General features: G+C 38.2%; 20 protein-coding genes and 2 riboswitches. Of the genes, 12 read left to right on the top strand and 8 right to left on the bottom strand.

Translation table 11 applies throughout. The annotated features are described in order from the left end of the window. The first annotated feature begins 42 nt into the window (after nucleotides 1–42). Both QV04_RS02365 and QV04_RS02360 read left to right on the top strand, forming a co-directional pair. Nucleotides 43–816 (top strand): M48 family metallopeptidase, encoded by a 774-nt coding sequence (locus tag QV04_RS02365; protein ID WP_039165939.1) that lies wholly within the window; start codon nucleotides 43–45, stop codon nucleotides 814–816. A 21-nt stretch (nucleotides 817–837) separates the two neighbouring features. Further along, nucleotides 838–1740, top strand: coding sequence for a DMT family transporter (locus QV04_RS02360; protein WP_065230761.1), 903 nt, complete (start codon nucleotides 838–840; stop codon nucleotides 1738–1740). A 53-nt stretch (nucleotides 1741–1793) separates the two neighbouring features. On the opposite strand, the gene QV04_RS02355 is transcribed toward QV04_RS02360, so the two are convergent. The 3 genes from QV04_RS02355 to QV04_RS02345 form a co-directional block, all read right to left on the bottom strand. Beyond that, nucleotides 1794–3182, bottom strand: coding sequence for a glucose/sorbosone family PQQ-dependent dehydrogenase (locus QV04_RS02355; RefSeq protein WP_065230760.1), 1389 nt, complete (start codon nucleotides 3180–3182; stop codon nucleotides 1794–1796). A gap of 252 nt (nucleotides 3183–3434) precedes the next feature. After that, on the bottom strand, nucleotides 3435–4016 hold the full coding sequence (locus tag QV04_RS02350; RefSeq protein WP_065230759.1) for a response regulator: 582 nt from the start codon (nucleotides 4014–4016) through the stop codon (nucleotides 3435–3437). A gap of 9 nt (nucleotides 4017–4025) precedes the next feature. Then, nucleotides 4026–5744 (bottom strand): sensor histidine kinase, encoded by a 1719-nt coding sequence (locus tag QV04_RS02345; RefSeq protein ID WP_065230758.1) that lies wholly within the window; start codon nucleotides 5742–5744, stop codon nucleotides 4026–4028. Nucleotides 5745–5878: 134 nt separating this feature from the next. Between QV04_RS02345 and ttrB the strand changes: the two genes are divergently transcribed. The 4 genes from ttrB (at nucleotide 5879) to QV04_RS02325 (ending at nucleotide 12056) form a co-directional block, all read left to right on the top strand. After that, complete coding sequence (ttrB, locus tag QV04_RS02340; protein WP_013746061.1) at nucleotides 5879–6604, top strand: tetrathionate reductase subunit TtrB; 726 nt, start codon at nucleotides 5879–5881, stop codon at nucleotides 6602–6604. Beyond that, entirely contained in the window at nucleotides 6604–7644 is a 1041-nt protein-coding gene (gene nrfD, locus QV04_RS02335; RefSeq protein WP_013746062.1) for an NrfD/PsrC family molybdoenzyme membrane anchor subunit, read from the top strand. Before ttrB ends, nrfD begins: the two co-directional genes overlap by 1 nt. Then, nucleotides 7637–10726, top strand: a complete 3090-nt coding sequence (locus tag QV04_RS02330) for a tetrathionate reductase subunit A (protein ID WP_065230757.1) — start codon at nucleotides 7637–7639, stop codon at nucleotides 10724–10726. The genes nrfD and QV04_RS02330 overlap by 8 nt, the downstream gene beginning before the upstream one ends. Before the next feature lie 100 nt (nucleotides 10727–10826). After that, nucleotides 10827–10915, top strand: a riboswitch (TPP riboswitch). A gap of 118 nt (nucleotides 10916–11033) precedes the next feature. Continuing rightward, complete coding sequence (locus QV04_RS02325) at nucleotides 11034–12056, top strand: ABC transporter substrate-binding protein (RefSeq protein WP_197494781.1); 1023 nt, start codon at nucleotides 11034–11036, stop codon at nucleotides 12054–12056. A gap of 54 nt (nucleotides 12057–12110) precedes the next feature. Here QV04_RS02325 and QV04_RS02320 read toward each other — a convergent pair whose 3' ends face one another. Beyond that, nucleotides 12111–12959 carry a TonB-dependent receptor domain-containing protein gene (locus QV04_RS02320; protein ID WP_082985556.1) on the bottom strand — a complete coding sequence of 283 codons (849 nt, stop codon included), beginning with the start codon at nucleotides 12957–12959 and terminating at the stop codon, nucleotides 12111–12113. A 399-nt stretch (nucleotides 12960–13358) separates the two neighbouring features. Here QV04_RS02320 and QV04_RS02315 point away from each other — a divergent pair, with 399 nt between their 5' ends. Then, complete coding sequence (locus QV04_RS02315) at nucleotides 13359–13592, top strand: heme iron utilization protein (RefSeq protein WP_039172518.1); 234 nt, start codon at nucleotides 13359–13361, stop codon at nucleotides 13590–13592. Between the two features lie 47 nt (nucleotides 13593–13639). On the opposite strand, the gene QV04_RS02310 is transcribed toward QV04_RS02315, so the two are convergent. From QV04_RS02310 to ubiK, 3 genes are all read right to left on the bottom strand, one after another. Beyond that, nucleotides 13640–14332 carry a metallophosphoesterase family protein gene (locus tag QV04_RS02310; protein WP_039172520.1) on the bottom strand — a complete coding sequence of 231 codons (693 nt, stop codon included), beginning with the start codon at nucleotides 14330–14332 and terminating at the stop codon, nucleotides 13640–13642. A gap of 6 nt (nucleotides 14333–14338) precedes the next feature. Further along, nucleotides 14339–15601, bottom strand: a complete 1263-nt coding sequence (gene nadR / locus QV04_RS02305) for a multifunctional transcriptional regulator/nicotinamide-nucleotide adenylyltransferase/ribosylnicotinamide kinase NadR (RefSeq protein WP_065230755.1) — start codon at nucleotides 15599–15601, stop codon at nucleotides 14339–14341. Nucleotides 15602–15767: 166 nt separating this feature from the next. Next, the gene (gene ubiK, locus QV04_RS02300; protein ID WP_065230754.1) at nucleotides 15768–16028 is read right to left on the bottom strand and encodes a ubiquinone biosynthesis accessory factor UbiK; all 261 of its coding nucleotides are present in this window, start codon (nucleotides 16026–16028) and stop codon (nucleotides 15768–15770) included. 89 nt (nucleotides 16029–16117) lie between these two features. Further along, a riboswitch (FMN riboswitch) is annotated at nucleotides 16118–16257 on the top strand. Nucleotides 16258–16405: 148 nt separating this feature from the next. Between ubiK and ribB the strand changes: the two genes are divergently transcribed. From ribB to QV04_RS02285, 4 genes are all read left to right on the top strand, one after another. Then, on the top strand, nucleotides 16406–17044 hold the full coding sequence (gene ribB, locus QV04_RS02295) for a 3,4-dihydroxy-2-butanone-4-phosphate synthase (RefSeq protein ID WP_065230753.1): 639 nt from the start codon (nucleotides 16406–16408) through the stop codon (nucleotides 17042–17044). Between the two features lie 180 nt (nucleotides 17045–17224). Beyond that, entirely contained in the window at nucleotides 17225–17485 is a 261-nt protein-coding gene (locus tag QV04_RS02290) for a DUF3302 domain-containing protein (RefSeq protein WP_082985555.1), read from the top strand. Between the two features lie 281 nt (nucleotides 17486–17766). Next, entirely contained in the window at nucleotides 17767–17943 is a 177-nt protein-coding gene (locus tag QV04_RS11945) for a biotin/lipoyl-binding protein (RefSeq protein WP_419177505.1), read from the top strand. 3 nt (nucleotides 17944–17946) lie between these two features. Beyond that, nucleotides 17947–18774, top strand: a complete 828-nt coding sequence (locus QV04_RS02285; protein ID WP_197494779.1) for an HlyD family secretion protein — start codon at nucleotides 17947–17949, stop codon at nucleotides 18772–18774. A gap of 147 nt (nucleotides 18775–18921) precedes the next feature. On the opposite strand, the gene QV04_RS02280 is transcribed toward QV04_RS02285, so the two are convergent. After that, nucleotides 18922–20274 carry an MFS transporter gene (locus QV04_RS02280; RefSeq protein ID WP_065230752.1) on the bottom strand — a complete coding sequence of 451 codons (1353 nt, stop codon included), beginning with the start codon at nucleotides 20272–20274 and terminating at the stop codon, nucleotides 18922–18924. A 285-nt stretch (nucleotides 20275–20559) separates the two neighbouring features. On the opposite strand from QV04_RS02280, the gene QV04_RS02275 reads away from it, so the two are divergent. After that, nucleotides 20560–21400, top strand: an 841-nt coding sequence (locus QV04_RS02275) for an ABC transporter substrate-binding protein (protein ID WP_065233136.1), incomplete at its 3' end; no start/stop codon positions are given.

The raw sequence follows: 21400 nt of genomic DNA, 5'->3' as shown, positions 1-21400 counted from the left end.
ATGATAGTTAGCATTTTACCGAGAGAACAGGGGAAAAAGATGATGTTATCAACCATTTCTAAACGTATTTTAAGCAGCTGTTTTATCTTATTTTTAGTGGCAAGTTGTGCCGATACCCGCACAATGAATCAGAGTGCGGCGAACCAATATCGTCAAGCGATTACTGCGGAAAAGCAGAAAGGTAATGTTGATACCAGCTCAACAACGGCAAAACGTGTGCATCGAGTGTTTAATCGAATGGTGCCTTATGCGCGTCAATATAATAAAACCGGCGTGCCGTTTGCGTGGGAAGTGTCGGTGATTAAATCAAATGAAGTGAATGCGTGGGCAATGCCGGGCGGTAAAATGGTGGTTTATACCGGTTTAGTCAATAAATTAGGTTTAAGCGATGAAGAGATCGCGGTGGTGATGGGACACGAAATGGCGCACGCATTGTTGGAGCACGGTAAAAGCCAAGCAAATCGCCAGACCGCAGTCGGTGTGGTGGCAGCGATTGTTTCCGTTTCGTTGGCATCTCAAGGAATGGATAGCGGTTTGTCGCAGGATGTGGTCGGCACTGTTGCCGATTTGGGAGTAATAAAACCTTTCTCTCGCAGTGCAGAAAGCGAAGCGGATGAGATTGGTTTAATGTTGAGTGCGCAAGCCGGTTATAATCCGCAGGTTGCTCCCGGTTTATGGGATAAAATGCAGCGATTGGGTGGTGGTGGTAATGTGCCAACTATTTTTTCTACTCACCCGAGCGATCAGTCGCGTAAAGCACATTTAGAAAAATTAATGCCGAAAGCAATGGAGTTATATCAGGCATCAAAAAAATAATCTCATATTGAGGAAATTTCTATGCAAAAACAAAAGCTTGCAATTCCCGGCATCTTGATTGGATGTATTGTTTTCGGTTTGGGCAGTTTGATTGTTGCTCACGTTCCGGTGGGTGCTTATGCCATTGCGTTTTGGCGGTTATTGATTGCGGCAATCATCTTTTTTATTCTCGCAAAAGTGTTTAAACAACCCTTTCCAAAATCAAAATTAGCGATTCGTTATGCTTTGCTGGCAGGTGTGTTTTTAGCTTTTGATTTGGGATTGTGGCACGAAAGTGTGTATGCGGTCGGGCCGGGAATTTCCACCTTATTGAACAGTTTGCAGATTTTCTTTCTTGCCGCTATCGGCTTTTTCTATTTCAAAGAGAAACAGTCCGCAGTGCAGTTGTTCAGTTTAGTGTTGGCGGTTATCGGCGTTTATTTGATTACCGGCAGTGAATTCCAGCACAACGATAATGCCTTGTGGGGCTTTGTCAGTGGCGTTGCCTCCAGTTTGTTGTTGGCGTTATCGATGGTTTATATTCGTAAAACGCACGAAGCCGAGCCTTGTGCCATTTTCCCTTTAATGTTATTGGTCAGTGTCGGCGGTATTTTGGCTTTAATTATCCCTTCGTTGCTGTTTAATTTTGACAATCTTTATCCGACAACCGCCTTGGATTGGTTCTGGGTTTTTGTGTACGGTGCGGTGATGCAATGTTTTGCGTGGGGGATGATCGCCTATTCAGTGCCGTTGTTATCATTGGCGGTAACCGGTTTGTTGCTGCTTTCTGAACCGATTGCCGCACTGGTGATTGATTATTCCGTGCTGGATAAACCAATCAATCTGATTCAATGGTGTGGCGCGGCAATTACGATGTTCGCCATTTATCTCGGTTCGGTTTCCTCACAACCGAAAAAATCGAAAATTCGTTCGTTAAAAAAATAAAATTAAGGGATTGAAGTTTACTTCAATCCCTTTGGTTTGACATTGTTTCAGTATTATTGACCAATATATTCAAACACAATAATTGATCCCGGGTTTGCCATTTTTGATGTTGGCGTGTCATCTAATTGACGACCGTTCCCCATATTGTCAGTTACCACATAAATTTTACGGGTGTCTGGGCTAATCAATGCGTTACGGTAACGGTTGGCACTGGTGAAATATTTCGCTGTGTCGCCTTGTACGTTGCTCGCATCTTCGTTCATTTTTACTTGATAAATCGCACCGCTCTTATAGGTTGCCAATAGTAATGAGTTGCGGAACTCTGGTATTACGCCATCTTTGGGATAATAAACCGCATTACCTGGGGCGATGGTTGGCCAACAAATATATGATAACTTGCCACAAGTCGCATTGGTGTAGTTGTAGTCGTTATTAACCGTGAAGAAGGTTTTTACAGGATCAACCACAGGCTCTTTATAATCTGTTTCTTTTTGCGTTGGCACGCCTTCAGGAATAATGTTCGGATCGAATTTCACATTTTGGCAGTTTTTTGCCGCCGAATAGTTAGCATAAACATAGGCTAAATCATCTTTAAGGCCTGCAACGTGTGGCCAACCGTAGTTTCCGCCTGCTTCCAATTTGTTTAATTCATCATCACTGGAAGGTCCTTGCTCTGTGCTGTAAAGGTTATTACCTACCCAAACTAAGCCTTGTGGATTACGGTGTCCATAAGTATAAACGTGGCTTTTTACACCTTTAATCACTGGGTTATCATCAGGAATTGAGCCGTCTTTGTTGATACGCAAACTTTTTCCGTTGTAAGCGCTGTAATCGTGGTTTTTCACTTGCTCAGCGGTTGGCAATTTTTGTGAGGTAATTTCATCACAAACGTGCTTGCCTTGGTTATGCCCTAAATCCCCTGTGGTGTAGTAAATTTTGCCATCGGGACCAAATTTGATGCGTCCGGCGTTGTGATCCACGCCCGCAATAATGTCATCAAGAACGATTTTTTCCTCGCCCAATTTATTCGCTTTGGCATCATAAGTTAAACGAACAATACGAACGAATTTTTTATCGCCATCGTTGTAAGTATAAGCGGCATAGGCATAAGGCTCGCCAGCCTCAAAGTTAGGATCTAATGCCAAGCCTAGCACGCCTTGATGAGGGAATTGCTCATAGGCATTGGCAAAATGATATAACACAGTTTTTTCTCCTGTTTTGGGATCAATGCTAACAATGTTTTTCCCAGCACGTTCAGTCAGCCAAAGTTGTTCTTTCGGCCCCCAAATCATTTCCCAACCACCATCAACATTATTGGTTAATACCGTGGCTTCAAAACGTGAACCAAAATCCACTTTGCCATCTTTACTTACCACATCAATTGCACTTACGTTTGTTGCTGTAAGGGCAAATAAGACTCCTGCAAACATTAGTTTTTTCATTATATTCTCCTATTCTTTAAGAAATCCTGGATTATATGCAGAAAATATTCTCTTTCAATGTGAGATAATGAAACTAATTGTTTCTTAATTGGAAATGATTGATATGTTTTAAGTGTTATAATTTACAATTTATTGCGTTATTAGTATTGAATAGACAAAAATCATTGAAAAATGAAAACAATACTTTCTTAGTACATATATAAAATATGAAAGTAGAAAAAGGATACAGTGAAGTCCATTTATAGATTTTATCTAATTGAGTAAATCCACTTTTCTGATGAGTTCGGCAACATTTTTTGCGTGCATTTTTTCCATTATGTGTGAACGGTGAACTTCAACGGTTCTAACAGAAATATTTAGGCGTTCTGCGATCTGTTTGTTGATATTCCCCTCAATAATCAATGCCAATACCTCTTTCTCTTTTTCACTAAGTTGATCGTAACATTGCTCAATTTGATATTGTTGAAAGCGTTTTTCACTGCGAATGCGTGCGTTTTCTAATGCAGTTTTAAGCTGATCAAAAAGAATCGGTTTTTGTAAAAAGTCGATAGCACCTTGCTTTAATTCATTGACAGCCATATCCACATCGGCAAACGCTGTCATAATAATAACTTGTAATACGCTGTTTTGTTGTTTGAGTATTTTATGTACTTGGCGACCGTCAAAATAGGGCATTCGTATATCCAACAGCACTACTCCCGGTTCAAAAGGGTTAACCTGTTCTAAAAAAGTTTTACTGTTTGACCAACTGACAACATCATAACCTGCTTGAGTAAGCAGAAATGTTGCCGCATCGACCACCGTTTCATCATCATCTAAGATATGTACTTTCACGAGAAACTCCTATTGTTTGTCACCAATTCCCTGATTAATCGGTAATTCCAAAATCACCATTGCACCCTTGTCGGCAGGACGATTTTTGAGATAAATTTCACCTCGCATTGAGTGGATTAGGCGCTGACATAATGTTAACCCAAGACCTAAGCCCTCTTTTTTCCGGCTGCGGAATGGCACAAATGGAAATGCCAATTCGGTTTCTGAAAAGCCTTTACCGTTATCCACAATCAAAATTTGAATGCTGTTTTCTTTCTCCTGTACGCTTATCACGATTTTATTTGCCTGTGCTTGAAGTGCATTGAGTAAACAGTTGCAGAGGATCTGCTCCAACATCGTTTTTTTTATGCAAACTTGCCACTGTTTTGCACAAATTAGTCGTATCTTGGCACGGGAATTATAGTGTTGGCGGATAAAATCAATTGTTTTTTCTAAGCAAGATTTCAGCTCAATATTGTGTAGCCTTTCGTCTTCTTTACCTTTTGCCCAACCGGTAAGGTTGCGCATAATTTGCCGACTGCGATCAACCTGAACTTGTATTTTATCCAAAATTTGCAATTCAAATGTTGCGTCGGATCGTTGTTTTAGCTGTTGTTTCAGTCCTTCGCTGTACATTCCGATAGCGGTAAGCGGCTGGTTAATTTCGTGCGCAATGCCGGCACTCATTTCCCCCAAAATACTTAAGCGGTCGGCTTTTATCAGTTGTTGTTCATAAAGGCGCATTTCCTGATGGGCTTGGGTTAACGCTTTGCTTTTACGATGAACCTGATAACTAATCCATAAATAATTGAAAATAATAAAAAATAGAAGCAACAATAATTGCCACTGGTGCTGATTAATCCAATATTTTACGCTTTGCCATAAATTTTGTTGTTGTGGATGACGGAAAAGATTTCGCAAAATATTGTCTGCCTGTTGGTCGGAGTAAGGCGGATTCCATTGCGGTAAATCTGCCGGAACATCACCGAGCAGAATGGTCATCATTTTTTTCACGATGTTATCCGGCACTTGTGCCATTGCCGCTAACGACCAGTTTGGTAACAGCGGTGTGCTGGAAACACAGCCTAAGTAGTTACTTTGTGGGGCTAGCACACGGAAATCCGAGAAATTGACTTTCCCTTCACGAGCTAAATCTTCCAAGATACAAACAGGCACAATAGCAGCATCAACTTTATGCTGTTGCAGCCAGAAAACGGTATTATCAACCGGAAAACCGCTGAAGCGGAAAAAAATGTTTTTACCTTCAACTAAACCTTGTTGATATAACACGTTGTAGCCGAGCAAGAAACCACCAAAGGCATTTTCGCCAACTGCACTTAATGTTTTCCCTTTTAAATCAGTGATGTGATGAAAATCACTCTCTGTATTGACTAAAATCGCACTGCCAACTTTACCGGCATTGGTGTGTTGCTGACGAGGGGATTGCAATGTTGCCAACCAACGGACCGGCTGATCATTGAGATAAAAAAATTGTGATTGATTGGTTAAAATAAAGTCAATGTTATCGGCTTTATCTTGGGAAAGATCGTCAAGTTGCAACGGCACCAACGAAAAATGCTGTTGTGGATAACGCTGATTTAACCAATTTATCCACGGTTGCCACTGTTGTGATAAAAAAGTTTCTCCGCGCTGTGCCAAAATACCGATTTTCCAATTATCTGCGCCGGCAAAAAAAGGGAAGAGCGACAGCATTATGTAAGTCAGTGAAAGCACAATGAATTTTCTCAAAATTGCCTCCTATTTTTTGACTCAGATCAATACCCATACTATTTATGTGGAAAACCACAATAGATACCGATTTTAGGGTAAACCACAATACGATAGAACCAACAATAGCACAAAACGACAATAGTGGGGAAATTATGGATAGTGTCAAACGAACAGCACTTAAATCGCTGACCGCACTCACTTTCGGCGCAAGTTTGATTCCGCTTGAAAGTATTGCGTTTCAGCCACCTAGACGTGGCGGTGATCAACAGCATCGTTATGCGATGATTATTGATTTACGCCGTTGTATCGGTTGTCAATCTTGTACCGTCAGCTGCAATATCGAAAATCAAACACCGATCGGTGAATTTCGTACAACGGTACGTCAATATGAAATTACCGATGGTAAGCAGACAGTAAACAACGTGTTATTACCACGATTATGCAACCATTGCGATAATCCGCCGTGCGTGCCGGTTTGCCCGGTGCAGGCAACTTATCAACAAAAAGACGGCATTGTCGTTATCGATAATGAACGTTGTGTCGGTTGCGCTTATTGCGTTCAAGCTTGCCCTTATGATGCCCGTTTTATCAATGAAGAGACCAAAACAGCAGATAAATGCACGTTTTGTGCGCATCGTTTGGAGGCAGGTTTATTACCGGCGTGCGTGGAAAGTTGTGTCGGTGGGGCACGTATTATTGGCGATCTTGCCGATCCGAACAGCCAAATCAGAAAACTGTTTGATAGTCATAAAGATCAATTAAAAGTGTTGAAACCGGAAGCAGGAACACAGCCGCACGTTTTCTATTTAGGGCTTGATGATGCGTTTGTAAGCCGTGTACAGGGACAACCTATGCTTTGGCAAGGTAAGGGGGAATAATGATGATTCGCGAAGTTTTAGTTGAACCGCAAGCCATTGCGTGGCTACCTTGGGCAGTAAGTTATTTCTTCTATATCGGCTTGGCATTATGCGCCATTATTGCCGCACTTTGTCTTCGCTTTTTTGTTAAACCCTATCAGCCTAAGTCGGAATTGATAGCGTTGTTAGTCGCATTAAGCTTTGCCATTGTTGCACCGATTGCGCTCACTGCGGATTTACATCAGCCGGGAAGAGTGTGGCATTTCTATGCTTATTTGGCTAATTGGTCGTGGATGGCGTGGGGCTCAATTTTCCTACCAATTTTTATGTTGAGTTTGGTCGGTTATATTCTGTTTTTATTGCGTCAATTACCGCAACGTCCAACACAAAAATGGTTGGCATTGCTTTATGTCGGCAATTTAAATAACGCGCTTTGGTGTTGGATTTTTAGAATTTTAACTATCATCAGCAGTGTCTTAATTCTGCTTTATACTTCAATGGAAGTATATAACGTTGCTGCGCGTCCGTTGTGGCATCAGCCTTGGCTTATCCCATTGATTATTTTCAGTGCGTTGCCGAGCGCAATTCTGTTAACACATTTTGCGATTTCTATGATTAACGGTACAAATAATAAAGTGCTGATGAAACCATTAGTGATTGCTTGTTTGCTGTTATTAGCCGCGACCGTTGGAGCTATCTATTATCACTCATCAGAAACTGCGTTGGATTTATCCACTTTGTGGCAAGCTCGTCCGGCGGTGGCGTTCACTGCTGTGATTTGGGGATTGACCTTATTGTTGGCACTGTTCAGCGCACAGGCAAAAACAATGCAATGTCTGTTATTAATTGCTTCACTTATCTTAACCGCAATGGTTCGTTGGGTGTTGTTACTTGAAGTGCAAACTGTCGCAAAATATAACGCATTAATGAACCCATATCACTTTAATTGGGGCGTTGACGGCGGATTAGGAATGCTTTCGGTAGCCGGTTTATGGGTGACTGTAAGTGTGATTTTGTGGCAATTATTCGGATTAATTAATAAGGAGCAGCGTAATGGATAATAAACGTCGTAATTTACTTAAAGGCGGTTTGGCTGTTGGTGGTGCTGCTGCTTTTGTAGCCGGTTATTCACCAAAAGTGAAAGAAATTGCTAATGGCGTTTTCACAGGTTCTTCCGGTGAAAAAACCAAACATAATATTCACGGTAATTCACTCGCACCGGAATATAAGGTTGAGAATAATAAAGTGATGCCGAATACCGATCAAATTGTGTGTAATACCCAATGTATGGGTTGTTGGACACTTTGCGGTTTGCGTGCTCGAGTGGATTTGAAACAGAATAAGGTCATTCGCATCAGCGGTAATCCGTATCATCCGCTTTCTGCCGATGAATATTTGAATTACAACACCTCGTTACAACAGGCAGAATTAAGTGTAGCAGGTGAAAACGGCTTGGAAAATCGCTCCACCGCTTGTGCACGTGGTGCGGCGTTTATGGAAGGGGTAAACAGCCCTTATCGCATTACGCAACCATTAAAACGTGTGGGTAAACGTGGCGAAGGTAAATGGAAAACCATTAGCTTTGAACAATTAATTGAAGAAGTGGTGAATGGTGGTGATCTGTTTGGTGAAGGTCATATTGATGGCTTAAAAGCGATTCGCGATTTGAAAACGCCTGTAGATGCGGAAAATCCGGATTTCGGCCCGAAAGCGAACCAGCTTTTCGTGACTTTTGCCGGTCCGGAGGGTAGACAGCCGTTATTGCAACGTTTTGCGAATAACAGTTTCGGCACTATTAATTTTGCTTCTCACGGCTCTTATTGCGGTTTGTCCTATCGTGCTGGTTCCGGTGCGGTGATGAATGATTTGGATAAAAATTCACACGCAAAACCGGATTGGGATAATTGTGAATTTATTCTCTTTATGGGAACTTCACCGGCACAGTCAGGCAACCCGTTTAAACGTCAGGCACGTCAATTAGCGAAAAAACGTGCGGGAGATAATTTTGATTATGTGGTGGTTTCTCCTCGATTGGAATTAACGTCAACACACGCTACGCAAAACAATCGTTGGGTGCCGGTTTTACCGGGCGGTGATTTAGCGTTGGCATTGGCAATGTTGCGTTGGATTATTGAAAATGAACGCTTTAATGCAGATTACTTATCATTACCGAGCCAATTTGCAATGCAGCAGGCAGGCGCAGCAAGTTATTGTAATGCCTCCCATTTATTTATCGTTGAGCCACAACATCCACGCTTTGGTCAAGCATTGACAGAACAGGATCTGTTTGATGTTGCACCGGATGCGGAAGATAAAGTGGTGGAAAATTATGATTTAGTCAAAAATGCGGAAGATGATCAATTTGTTGCTGCTAAATCGTCCGCAAAAGCGCAAATTTGGGTGGATGAAACCGTTACCTTAAAAGATGGCTCTGCTGTGGCAGTGAAATCGGCATTGACTTTATTAAAAGAGTCTTGCTTTGAACATACATTGCAAGAGTACGCGGCGTTGTGTGGAGTGCCGGTGGCAACAATCGAAGCATTGGCAAAAGAATTTACTTCACACGGACATAAAGCGGTTGCCATTACTCACGGCGGCACAATGCAAAGCAATGGTTTTTATACCGCGTGGGCGATTTTATTGCTCAATGTGATGATTGGTAATATGAACAAGAAAGGCGGAATGAGTGTCAGCGGCGGTAAATTCAAAGATTTTGCGCCCGGTCCTCGTTACAATCTAGCGACTTTCCCGGATATGGTGAAACCAAAAGGCACAAATTTAGCGCGCAGTAAACGTGAGTATGAAAAATCAAGTGAGTTTAAACGCAAAGCGGCGCAAGGCTCGCCTTATCCTGCACGTGCAGCTTGGTATCCGTTTGTTGGCGGTCAAATGTCGGAAATGATTACCTCCGCCTTGCAAGGTTATCCTTATTCATTAAAAGCGTGGATTAGCCATATGACCAATCCATTATATGGTTTAACTGGTATTCATCATATCGCTGAAGAGAAGTTACGTGATCCGAAAGTGTTGCCGTTATTTATTGCTGTGGATGTTTTTATGAATGAAACCACTGCGTTGGCGGACTATATCGTGCCGGATACACACAACTTTGAAAGCTGGGGCTTTAGTACGCCGTGGGCAGGGGTGCCGACTAAAACCAGCACGGCGCGTTGGCCGGTTATTCAATCCGCAAATGCCAAGAATGCCGATGGCGAAACTATCTGTATGGAAAGTTTTATCATTCACGTTGCCAAGGCAATGGGCTTGCCGGGATTTGGTGAGAATGCCATCAGCGATAATCAGCAGCAGACTTATCCATTAAACTGCAGTGAAGATTATTTCTTACGTGCTGCCGCCAACATCGCTTTTGACGGTAAACAGCCGGTGAATGATGCGACACAGGAAGATCGTTTATTGTCCGGTGTTGAACGCATTATGCCGTTGCTTAATAAAACTTTAAAACCGGAAGAGGTGTTGAAAGCCGCGACCGTTTTCTGTAAAGGCGGACGTTTTGCACCGTTTAACAGTGCGTGGGACGGTGAAAATATGACAGCAAAATGGAAAGCGTGCTTGCAAGTGTGGAATCCTACGGTGGCAAAAGCGAAAAATCACCAAAACGGCGAGCATTATCACGGTTGCCCGAAATATTTTGCACCACAATTTGCGGATAATAGTACCGTTGAAAGTCGTTATCCGAAAGCGGAATGGCCGTTTGCTTTAATGTCGTTTAAATCTAATTTGATGAGCAGCATTACTGCGCCATTGTTACGTCTTCATAGCATTAAACCAAGTGGCATTGTGGCAATGAACAGCCAAGATGCGGTTAAATTTAAAATTGCTCACGGTGATTTGGTGGAATTGGCGACACCTGGCGGCAAAGTGAATGTGCAAGTAATAGTTATTGACGGCGTGATGCCGGGTACAATCGCGATTGAACACGGTTATGGACATAAACAACTTGGCGCAACCGGTTATGAAATTGATGGCAAGGTGATTGCTGGCGATGAGCGCATTAAACGGGGCATTAATATTAATGACCTTGGCTTGATTGATGATACCAAACAGATCGCTTCACCTTGGGTTGATTGGGTTTGTGGTTCAGCGGTGCGACAAGGATTACCAGCAAAAATCACTAAGATTTAATAATCACTCTACATAAACTTAATAAGGTGCGCTTTGGTGTACCTTATTTTTTGTAAAGGAATTTATTTGACATAAAAGTTTAACAAACTTTATACTTATCGAGAATTAGTCGGGGTGCTTTGAGGCTGAGAAAATACCCGTTAACCTGATTCAGCTAATACTGACGTAGGGAACTAATGCGAAATTTCTTTATATTTCAATTTGATATTGGAATCTTCTATTTTATTTCTCCTCAGTTAGTCTCTTTATCAATTTCAAGGAAGTGTTTATGCAAATTTATTATTCTCAACAAAAATTTATTAAAAATATGTTATTAAAAACGCTGATTTTTTCTGGTTTATTGGTAATGTTTATGCCAGTTCATCAGGCAAAAGCTGAAGGTCAACTTACTATTTACTGTAGTGTTCAATATCGGGTTTGCGAAAGAATGACACAGATTTTTAGTGAAAAATATAATGTTGATGCGAAATTTGTACGTAACAGTACTGGTTCAACTTTATCTAAAATTAAAGCAGAAAAAACAAAACCACAAGGTGATATTTGGTATGGAGGTACGCTTGAACCACATTTCCAAGCTGCAGATTTAGGGTTACTTTATCCTTATCGTTCCCCCAAGCAGGCAGAAACTATTCCTCAATTGAAATCATTATTGGATAAGCACGGTGAATATACTTCAATTGGCTATATGATTGTGTTGGGAATGGGCGTAAATACGGAAAAATTTAAGCAATTAGGCATTAAAGAGTATCCGAAATGTTGGAAAGATTTGATTGATCCGAAGTTTAAAGATCAAGTACAAATGCCGGATCCGAGAAGTTCCGGTACGGGTTATACTTTTATTGCAACATTGGTACAGTTATTTGGTGAAGATGAAGCATTCCGTTATTTGAAAGCTTTGCATAAAAATATTTCAAATTATGCTCAAAGTGGAACAGAAAAAACCAATCTTTCGCGAGGTGATGCTGCGGTAACTGTCGGTTTTATTCATGGCTATGAGACTGAAAAAGAAAAAGGTGCACCGGTTAAAGCAATTTTACCTTGTGAAGGGGATAGTTATTCTTTAGGTGGTATCAGTATTATCAAAGGCGCACGTAATTTAAAAAATGCTAAATTATTTATGGATTGGGCATTGAGTGCAGAAGCACAAGAAATACCGTGGCGTAAAGAAAAAATGTATCAAATTCCAACTAATATTTACGCAGAAGCTTCTCCAAATTCAGCTGATCCAAAGAAATTACATTTAATTAATTTTGATTTTGATCGTTTCGGTTCAGATGAAGAAGGTAAACGTTTAACAAAGAAATGGCTTGATGAAGTGAAATTGAAATAGATCACGTTGGAATGGGAACGAGAGATTGAACTCTCGTTCCTTTTTTAATGACATTTAGAAGTAGTAACTTACACCAACCTTCACATTGCGACCGGTTCCTTCCATTAAGTTAAATGCTGATACATAATGTTTATCAAATAGGTTATCAATAGCTAAATCAATACGTATATTTTTTAAACTTCCCGATAGTGTCGAAAAGCTAGCTGTTAAATCCGTTAATGTATAACTTGGATAAGATGTATAACCTTTAGGGACACGATCCTGTTTTGCATAGTAACTGATTCTTGCTCCCAGCTTGAGTGCATTTGCAAATAAAGCATAATCAATAGCGGCTGAATATTTATCGGCGTTGATGTTTTCTAAATATTCCCCACTATTTTTATTTTTACCGTGTGTTTGACCATAACTGAATGCAAAAGAAAGATTGTCTATGCTGTATTTGCCTTCTATTTCAAACCCTCGCAAACGAGCGTCTGCAATATTACGATATTGCGAAAGATTCGGCATAAAATTAAAAGCACTATTCGGATGTGAATAGTAGGTTTCGAGATTAATAAGATTTTTCACATCATTTTGGAAAAAGGTGGTGGTTAATTCCGCTTGATCGTTTTGTGTGATTAAATTATTAAAATGAAAATATGCTGAAATTTCTTTATTTTTTGCAACCTCAGGTTTCAAATTAGGATTAGAAACAAATTTATTTGAGGTTGCTCGACTACGACTACTATAGCCAAAATGGTTTCCGGAAGTAAATTTTTCTTGTAATGAGGGAGCTCTGAAGGCTTCATTATAACGTGCGGAAAGATCTAACCAATCTGTGGCTTTCAATAACAACGTTAAAGAAGGATCAGCGATGTTCCTAATAATTTCCTTGGCTTTTTTCTTTGCTTCGATAATTGCCATAACGAATACTTGGTGATAGTACTAATTTATCATTAAACATTGGAATATAGCTTAATAAATAAGTACCAACTACATCTGATTGAGCATTATAGTTATTAGGGCGGAATAAGCCGGCTTCCGTTTGATTGGTTTGTCTAAATGTTTTTGCTTTATCTTGATAATAATCAACTCCATAGGTTAATGTGATGTAATCAAATGCACTGTTGTTTTGTAAGTTAAAGCCCCAAGTCGAGAATTTTGTTGTGTCATGGAGATCATTATCTATTTGATCTTCTAACTCTTTTGTGTTGTTGTGATAGAGTGTAAATTGGGTATCGATATATTTGGAGTCAGGATTAAGACTATAGTTTAACTGGATGCTGCGATCTGTAATTTTTTGCTCGTCGTCGTTTTAGTGCAATGGCGAAAGTTGAGGAAGTTGTTAAAGATAGTGAAAAATGGATAGTAGGAACACAATTATTACGCCAACGATATGGTGACATTATGTTGGAGTTAATAGAATTTCAAGATTTTTCGCTGTTTCACTTAATTCCGCAACAAGGGTTATTTGTAAAAGGTTTTGGGCAAGCTTTTGAAGTAAAGCCGAATAAGCAAATTGATGTGGTTCACCTCGATCAAGGTCATATTAAGTAAAAAGTAATAAACCGTGCTTGTGTGATAATTTGAGGCAAATACAAGCACTATTTTTCCCTATCATCTACTCCAATCAATAAATATTCCCCCTCTATATCACTTAAACTGCGAAAACCAATATTAAAAATTTGATATGGACGAGGGCGAGTTTTAAGTGCCGTGTAATTAAAATTATCGTGGTGATGACCGTGAAAAATTTTTTTCACCCCCATTTTTTCTGCAAGTTGATTAATAACAGAAAAACCAGAGGGATGAGGTTTTGGCGCTTCGTGACAAATAAGGATATCCGCTGTTTGCTGTTCCAATAATTCAAAATCGGAAGGAAAGATGGAAGTACGATGACGTAACGGTAAACCACCTTGCCAAATTTTTTCTTGTGAACAATATTGGCAATAGTGGATTGGATCAAAAAATAGTGGTTTATTTGGTGGCATCCAGATCTGACCTCGGAAAACACCACCTAACCCAGCAACTTTAACTCCTTCAATTTCTGCCACTCGACCGTGTAGATTCCTACTTTTCCATTCGCTACCCCAAATCGCTTTAAATGCTGCTGGTGTTTTACTATCGTGATTGCCGTGAATAAACCAGAGGTCGCAATAATGTGCTAGTTTATCTAGCTCTCGACAGTCAGTAAGTTGAAGATCACCCAAGATAATCAATGACACAGATTGATTACCCTGAATAAATGGATAAAGATGTTCAAATGAACCGTGGGGATCACCAGCGAATAACAACATTAAGCTCTATTTCTCCTTGTACTCAACGGAATCATAAACTGATTCGTCATTTAAGATGCGTTCCACAATTTGTTTTACCTGAGCATAACGTTCTAAATAGCTAGGAGATTCAATTTCAATATAAGGGACGTTGTATTTTTCCAATAATTTCTTTAATAGCTGTTGAAAACGTTGGCGTTGTTGTTGAGTGCCTAAGCTACGCATACCGTCATCGACCCATTTTGTATTATTATTTAATAAAATAGTAACATCAAAAGGATACTCTTTAATCATTGAATCTAAGAATGGATGCGCTTTACCTTCGTACTGAATACAAAAAGCTTGTGTAGTAATAAAATCAGTATCAATAAAAGCAATTTTATTGGCGTGGCGTAATGCGTAATCGACATAATGTTGATGGCCAAGCGCCATTAGTGGATAGTCTGAATATTGCATAGCCTGTTCATTACCACCCAGCTTTTCAAAAACAAATTCTCTACCATATTCCCAAGCAGAAGTTGTATTGAAAACAGCAGATAACTTATTCACTAGAACAGTCTTACCACTACTTTCTCCTCCTAAAATAGCGATAGTTTTGGCAAAGAATGGACGCACTTCTTTTGGGATAAATTTCCAGTATTGGAATGGGTGGGTTCGGATTTTTGTTGCAGAAACATTAAAAAATGTACGTTCTGGATCAACTAGCACAACATCTAAATGCAAATATTTTTCGTAAGGTTCTTTATCTTGCGGTTCACTGGTGAAAACCACGCTTGGATTAAAATGTTTATCGCTGAATAATGCTTTCACACGACCTGACCAAGCCGGCCAACCGTTCGGATAAGAGGGAATACCATCCTCAATTAAGTTATGTATAAAGATCTGTTTTTGCTGATATTTAAAGATCTGTTGCATCCAACGTAAACGATCCTGCACAGTTGGCATTTTCTTCATTTTACTGTCGTAGTAAAGTTTTAAATCACGCTCTGTGTCACTGCAAACTACAATATGTAATTCATCCACCTTGCTGAAGGCTTCATAAATCATATTAATATGACCGGTATGAACAGGATAAAATTTTCCAAAAATAACACCTACTTGTTTATTAGGGGTATCGGTGATCTGCAAAGCGTGATGAATGGCATTTAATTTTTTTGCACTCGGATTTTGAATTTTACCACCGACGAGTTGATTATAGTACGCGCGAGTTACTTGTGCTTTTTCACATACTTCCGCAACCTTCATTCCCAATTGTTTGCGTTTTTGTTGTAAATAAAGAAAATCAGTCATTTTCTGCACCTTATGAATAGAATATCAGAAAGTTGAAACTCAGCGCTGAAATAATTTATGCGCTACAACAGATTTATTTATTGTTATCTTTTTTAACAGATAATACAAATTATCATTAACAGAGAAAGTTAAGTAATAATTATTATGTTTTATTAAAATGATAAGATTATTTTGGTGCAACATCATTTTGTTGTTGCAATAAGGCGTCAACTCTGGCTTCTAAAGCGGTTAATTTTTCACGAGTACGCAATAAAACTTGAGTTTGTACATCAAATTCTTCACGTGCCACTACATCAAGTTTAGCTAATTGTGCCTGCAAAACTTGTTTTAATTTTGATTCAACATCGCTACCGATATCTTTAATGCCTTGTGGTAAATTGTTCTGAACTTGTTGAATAATCTCTTCTATTTTTTTTGGATTTAACATATGTACCCCACTAAATTTTTCTTGGTTAATTGTAGGGGAAAAAATAGAATTTTACTAGGCAAGTATCTGTTTTTCTTTTATACTTTCTTTCGCATTCTCAGGGCGGGGTGAAATTCCCCACCGGTGGTAAACGAAAGTAAGCCCACGAGCGTTCATATTTTTATGAAGTCAAGCAGATTTGGTGAAAATCCAAAGCCGACAGTAACAGTCTGGATGGTAGAGAATCGCGGTATTGTTGTAATAAGTGAGTTATGTATTATTTATGTAATTCGCTTTTTAATTACGTTTAAAAACACATTATTGTAATGTGTCTTACCGTATTTCCCTCAAGCCCTGATTCTAGTAGCGATAATATTACATTAACCAAGGAAATTACTATGAATCAGTCAATTCTTTCTCAATTTGGTAGCCCGGAACAACGTGTACTTAATGCGATTAATGCATTAAAACAAGGAAAAGGGGTGCTAGTATTGGATGATGAAGATCGTGAAAATGAAGGCGATCTTATTTATCCGGCAGAAACCATTACAAAAGAACAAATGGCTAAGTTAATCCGTTATGGTAGCGGTATTGTTTGTCTTTGTATTACCGATGAATTGTGCAAAAAACTTGATTTGCCTCCAATGGTTGAACATAACACCAGTGTTAATCGCACCGCATTTACTGTGACTATTGAAGCAGCACAAGGTGTATCAACAGGAGTTTCAGCACAGGATCGAGTAACAACAGTGAAAGCAGCGATTGCAGATAATGCAAAACCGAGTGATTTACACCGTCCAGGACATATTTTTCCATTGCGAGCAAATGACAAAGGTGTCTTAGGAAGACGGGGGCATACAGAAGCTTCCGTTGATTTAGCCGAAATGGCAGGTTTTAAGCGAGCAGGAGTTATTTGTGAGATTACTAATGACGATGGATCAATGGCAAGAACACCTGAAATTGTAAGATTTGCTATAGCACAAGGCTATCCGGTGGTCACAATTGAGGATTTAGTTGAATATAAGAGTAGCCATTAATAAACTATAGAGTGAAATAAATATAGTGAAGGATATGTAAAAAATTATTATTAACTTATTGATAAACCTGCGATTTTTATCGTAGGTTTTCTTTTTTATTAAAATAGCTGAAATTAATAGATAACTTATTAAATTAATACAATATTTTAACTATTAAATTATAATCATACGAGGATATTTATGTTTTTAGGTTATCTTGCTTTGTTCTTTTTAATATTTGCTTGTATTGCTATTTTTTATACCATTATCATCATTCATGATATTCCTTATGAAATTGCAAAAAAACGTAATCATCCTCATCTTGAAGCGCTTCATTATGCAGGTTGGGTTAGTTTATTTACTCTTCATGTGATTTGGCCTTTTTTATGGATTTGGGCAACGCTTTGGGATGAAAAAAAGGGTGGGAAAATGGTAATTATCAGAAAGATGCTCAAAATTTAGAAAAATTTAATCGAGAAATTTCAGAACAATTACCTTTATTATATGAAAAGGATCAGAAATTAGCGACAGAACTCGCCTTTTTACGTAATGAAGTACATACTTTATCGCTTAAATTAGCGATGATAGAAAAACATCATAAACAGGAGAACAAATAGATGGAGTTAATGAGCATCGTTATTTATGCAAGCCTTTGTGTTGGAGTATTTAAATTTTTCAAAATCCCGCTTAATAAGTAGTCAGTACCCACAGCAGTGGCTGGAGGCATAATATTATTGTTATCTATGCTATTAGTGATGAACTATAATCATCCACATACTAAATTAGCGACTCAATACTATGTTTCAACACCGATTATTCCGAATGTAAAAGGAACAATAATTGAAGTTAATCCTGTAAAGTCAAATCAACTTGTTAAGAAAGGAGATGTATTGTTTAAGATTGATCCTACTCCTTTTTAGGCAATGGTTGATCAGCGTCGTGCGGAATTGGCTATTGCAGAGCAAACTGTTAAAAATTTAGAAGCTGATTATCAAGCAGCACAATCTAAAGTCACTTCTCTAAAATTAACTATGGAACAAAAACAGAGAGAATTTGCTCGTTATAATGCATTAATTAAGTTGAAATCAGTCAGTCAATATGATTTTGATGTGAAACAACGAGAATATCATTCAGCAAAATCAGATTATGAAGTTGCCGTAGCTAATTTAGAAAAAGCTAGGGGAGTGTATCAGATGAAGTATAAGGAGCAACATGCTAATGTTGCTCAGGCTCTAGCAGCATTAGATCGAGCTAAATTTGATTTAGATTCTACAGTTGTTCGAGCGCCAACGGACGGTTTTATTTCACAAAATTATCTTAAAGAGGGAATGATGGCGACTACTTTACCATTTCGCCCTGTAATGACATTTACCTATCAACAAGAAAAGATGTATATTGCAGCGTTTCGTCAGAATTCTTTATTGCGATTGAGTGTTGGTAATGAAGCGGAAATGGTGTTTCCAGCTATTCCAGGTAAAACTTTTCAAGCTGAAGTGGTGGCAATTTTACCAACGATTGGGGAACACGAAGTACAGGCAAATGGTACACTTTATACTAAAGCTTTTATTGATAATACAGCGATGCCATTAGTGTTATTAAAAATGAAGAGTGATATGTCAGAATACCATCTTCCATATGGGGTAACGGCTGAAGTGGCTGTTTACACTGAACACGCTCACCATTTATCAATGATGCGGAAGATTTTATTACGGATGAATAGTTGGAAGAATTATCTCTATTTAGATCATTAATCTTAGAGAATACTCTCGAACTTTGAGATGAAAATAATGTTATCCCTATATGAACTTCTTGCAGAAGTTGATAACACCAATATGATGACAAACCGTAAATTGTCAGTAGCTAAGGATACGCAGAAGCGTATCCTTTATATTATCTAGTTATTGCTGTGTTGTAGTTAGTTTTCGTTTCTCTAAGCGGAGAACGCCAAGATGTGTCATATAACAACAGAAGATACAAGCACATACTGCGAATAAGAGTAAATAGAATCCAGCATCCCAGCCAAAACGCTCTGCAAGAATACCGAATAATGCTGTACCAGAGAAGCTTCCTAGAATGTAGCTTAATAATCCGCGTAATCCTGTTGCAGAACCGGCAGCAAAAGATGGTACTAATTCTATTGTTTGTAAAGAAGATAAGAACATAGGAACATAAATTAGGCAACCAATGATTCCAGCTCCAATAGTAACTGTGAGTAGATCTTGACCGCCCCAATAAGCAAACATCGCTAATCCAACTCCGATTAAAGTAATGATGGCTAAAGGCATACGACGCCCTTTGAAATAGGTGTCAGTTAGCCACCCGGCTAGCAATGTTGACGGTATTGCTGCCCATTCAAAAATTGCAAATGCAGCAGACATCTCACCTTTAGAAAATCCTTTAGTTTCCAATAGGTAGAGTGGTAACCAAGTTAATACGCCAAAGCGGATCATATAGGTGAATACATCAATAAAAGAAACGAACCAGACATTGATATCTTTTAAAATATAATCTCTTAAAATTTGCCAAGTAGAGAGATTAATATTTTCATCTTTAGTTACTACAAGCTCTTCTTTTTCTGTACCCAAAATTTTACTAGTTGGTGGTAATCCCTCATTGTAAGTTCTACCAGTTCCGAAGAGATAGAAAATTAGTGCGATAAATGTTGCTATAGCCATAGGAACAATAAAATGTGCAGCTTGCCAATGTTCTTGACCTAGCCAAGCGATGCTTATTCCAGCAATAGGTGCAACTAGACCGCCACCAACATTGTGAGAAATATTAAAAATAGCAGTGGTAACGCCACGAGACTTCCTAGGAAACCAGCTGGCTAATACAACATAAGCAGGGCCAGCTCCCATACCTTGGAAAATACCATTTAAAATACATAAAAATAAGAAAATCCAAAATGAAGCACTAAACCCCATTAGTAGATTAACGATTGCCGACATTAATACACCAAAAATCATAAAATGTTTTGGATTTGATTTATCAGCTAATGCAGACATCACACCTTTACTTATGCCATATACAATTAGCATTGTGCCGGAAATAAAACCAATGTCTTTTTTGGTAAAACCAAAATCACTAATAAGTTCCGGAGAAGAGAGTAAAAAATTATTGCGTAGAATGTAATAAGCAACATAACCAATGAAAATGCCAAATAGTGCATGCCATCTTAAACGATTATAACGGTCTTGTATTTCTGCCTCAGGAACAGGTATTCCGGGTTTAGATGTTAAAAATGAAAGCATAAAATTCTCCAATTAATAATAAAAATAAATACATATTTATTTCTACGATAAGAAATCGTAACATATGCTAATATATTGAAATTGAAAGATAAAATTTTATTTTTTGAGTTAAAAATGACTCAAAACAGGAAATTATAGTGTCAATTTTGACTCAAAAATAAAGGAGTATTTTAAATAAATACTGGAGAATAATTTTTTTGAGAAAAAATAAACTCTACTGAATACAGATAATATAAAAAAATATTTTAAATTTGTGATTTTGATCACAAATTGTGGAGGAAAAAAATGACATTAAAGAAGAAACTCTCTGTTTTTTTATTCTGCACTTTATTATCTATCACGGTAAATGCAAAGAATTTAGTTATTGCAACTTCATTTTCTCCGGAAGTTGCATCTTATATTTCAGAACAATGGAAAACAGAACCGGAGAATAGTAGTGTTAGGTTCATTAATACGACAGTAATGTCTCTTGAAAAATTACTAATGAATCAGAGTGTTAATGAAGTAGATTTGATTATTAGTTCATCGCCTTTTTTATTTTATCATTTACAAAAACGTAATCTTTTATCAACGTTACCTATAAATTTACGTATTAATAGTAAATATGTTCCTAATGAACTTAGTGAAACTACAGCAGCAGTTGCTTTTTCAGGATATGGAATTTTTTATAACAGAAAATTATTAAAGAAATATAATATTGAGACTCCCTCAGATTGGAGTAGTTTAGAAAATAATAATTATTTTAATGGTATTTTAATGAGTTCTCCCTCCCGTTCTGGTAGTAATCATATTATGTTAGAGATGTTATTACAACAAAAAGGATGGAAACAAGGATGGCAAGATTTTCTTTCTATTGTAGGAAATATATCTGTAATATCATCTCGTAGTTTTAATGTTGTTGATAAAGTAAAAATGGGATTAGCTATAGCTGGTATAAGTATTGATAGTTATGCTAATAATGAACTAAATGATCCTAATGTGGGGTTTGTTTATTTCCCTAACTCTATTGCTTCTCCTACTTTTATTGCCATACATCAGTATAGTAAAAATAAAAAAGAAGCTGAAAAGTTTATTTATACATTATTAGATAATCATAGAAATAAAGTTTTTTCTATACAATATTTTG

The organism is Gallibacterium genomosp. 1, assembly GCF_001678575.1.
Lineage (GTDB): Bacteria > Pseudomonadota > Gammaproteobacteria > Enterobacterales > Pasteurellaceae > Gallibacterium.
Note: the sequence above shows the minus strand (reverse complement) of the source record. Positions and strands in the feature narration are given on the sequence as shown.

Excerpts from the sequence above, each read along its gene's own strand:
- QV04_RS02365 (WP_039165939.1), top strand. The coding sequence starts at position 43 with ATGTTATCAACCATTTCTAAACGTATTTTAAGCAGCTGTTTTATCTTA.
- QV04_RS02360 (WP_065230761.1), top strand. The coding sequence starts at position 838 with ATGCAAAAACAAAAGCTTGCAATTCCCGGCATCTTGATTGGATGTATT.
- QV04_RS02355 (WP_065230760.1), bottom strand. The coding sequence starts at position 3,182 with ATGAAAAAACTAATGTTTGCAGGAGTCTTATTTGCCCTTACAGCAACA.
- ttrB (WP_013746061.1), top strand. The coding sequence starts at position 5,879 with ATGGATAGTGTCAAACGAACAGCACTTAAATCGCTGACCGCACTCACT.
- nrfD (WP_013746062.1), top strand. The coding sequence starts at position 6,604 with ATGATGATTCGCGAAGTTTTAGTTGAACCGCAAGCCATTGCGTGGCTA.
- QV04_RS02330 (WP_065230757.1), top strand. The coding sequence starts at position 7,637 with ATGGATAATAAACGTCGTAATTTACTTAAAGGCGGTTTGGCTGTTGGT.
- QV04_RS02325 (WP_197494781.1), top strand. The coding sequence starts at position 11,034 with ATGTTATTAAAAACGCTGATTTTTTCTGGTTTATTGGTAATGTTTATG.
- QV04_RS02320 (WP_082985556.1), bottom strand. The coding sequence starts at position 12,959 with ATGGCAATTATCGAAGCAAAGAAAAAAGCCAAGGAAATTATTAGGAAC.
- QV04_RS02315 (WP_039172518.1), top strand. The coding sequence starts at position 13,359 with ATGGCGAAAGTTGAGGAAGTTGTTAAAGATAGTGAAAAATGGATAGTA.
- QV04_RS02310 (WP_039172520.1), bottom strand. The coding sequence starts at position 14,332 with ATGTTGTTATTCGCTGGTGATCCCCACGGTTCATTTGAACATCTTTAT.
- nadR (WP_065230755.1), bottom strand. The coding sequence starts at position 15,601 with ATGACTGATTTTCTTTATTTACAACAAAAACGCAAACAATTGGGAATG.
- ubiK (WP_065230754.1), bottom strand. The coding sequence starts at position 16,028 with ATGTTAAATCCAAAAAAAATAGAAGAGATTATTCAACAAGTTCAGAAC.
- ribB (WP_065230753.1), top strand. The coding sequence starts at position 16,406 with ATGAATCAGTCAATTCTTTCTCAATTTGGTAGCCCGGAACAACGTGTA.
- QV04_RS02290 (WP_082985555.1), top strand. The coding sequence starts at position 17,225 with ATGTTTTTAGGTTATCTTGCTTTGTTCTTTTTAATATTTGCTTGTATT.
- QV04_RS11945 (WP_419177505.1), top strand. The coding sequence starts at position 17,767 with ATGCTATTAGTGATGAACTATAATCATCCACATACTAAATTAGCGACT.
- QV04_RS02285 (WP_197494779.1), top strand. The coding sequence starts at position 17,947 with ATGGTTGATCAGCGTCGTGCGGAATTGGCTATTGCAGAGCAAACTGTT.
- QV04_RS02280 (WP_065230752.1), bottom strand. The coding sequence starts at position 20,274 with ATGCTTTCATTTTTAACATCTAAACCCGGAATACCTGTTCCTGAGGCA.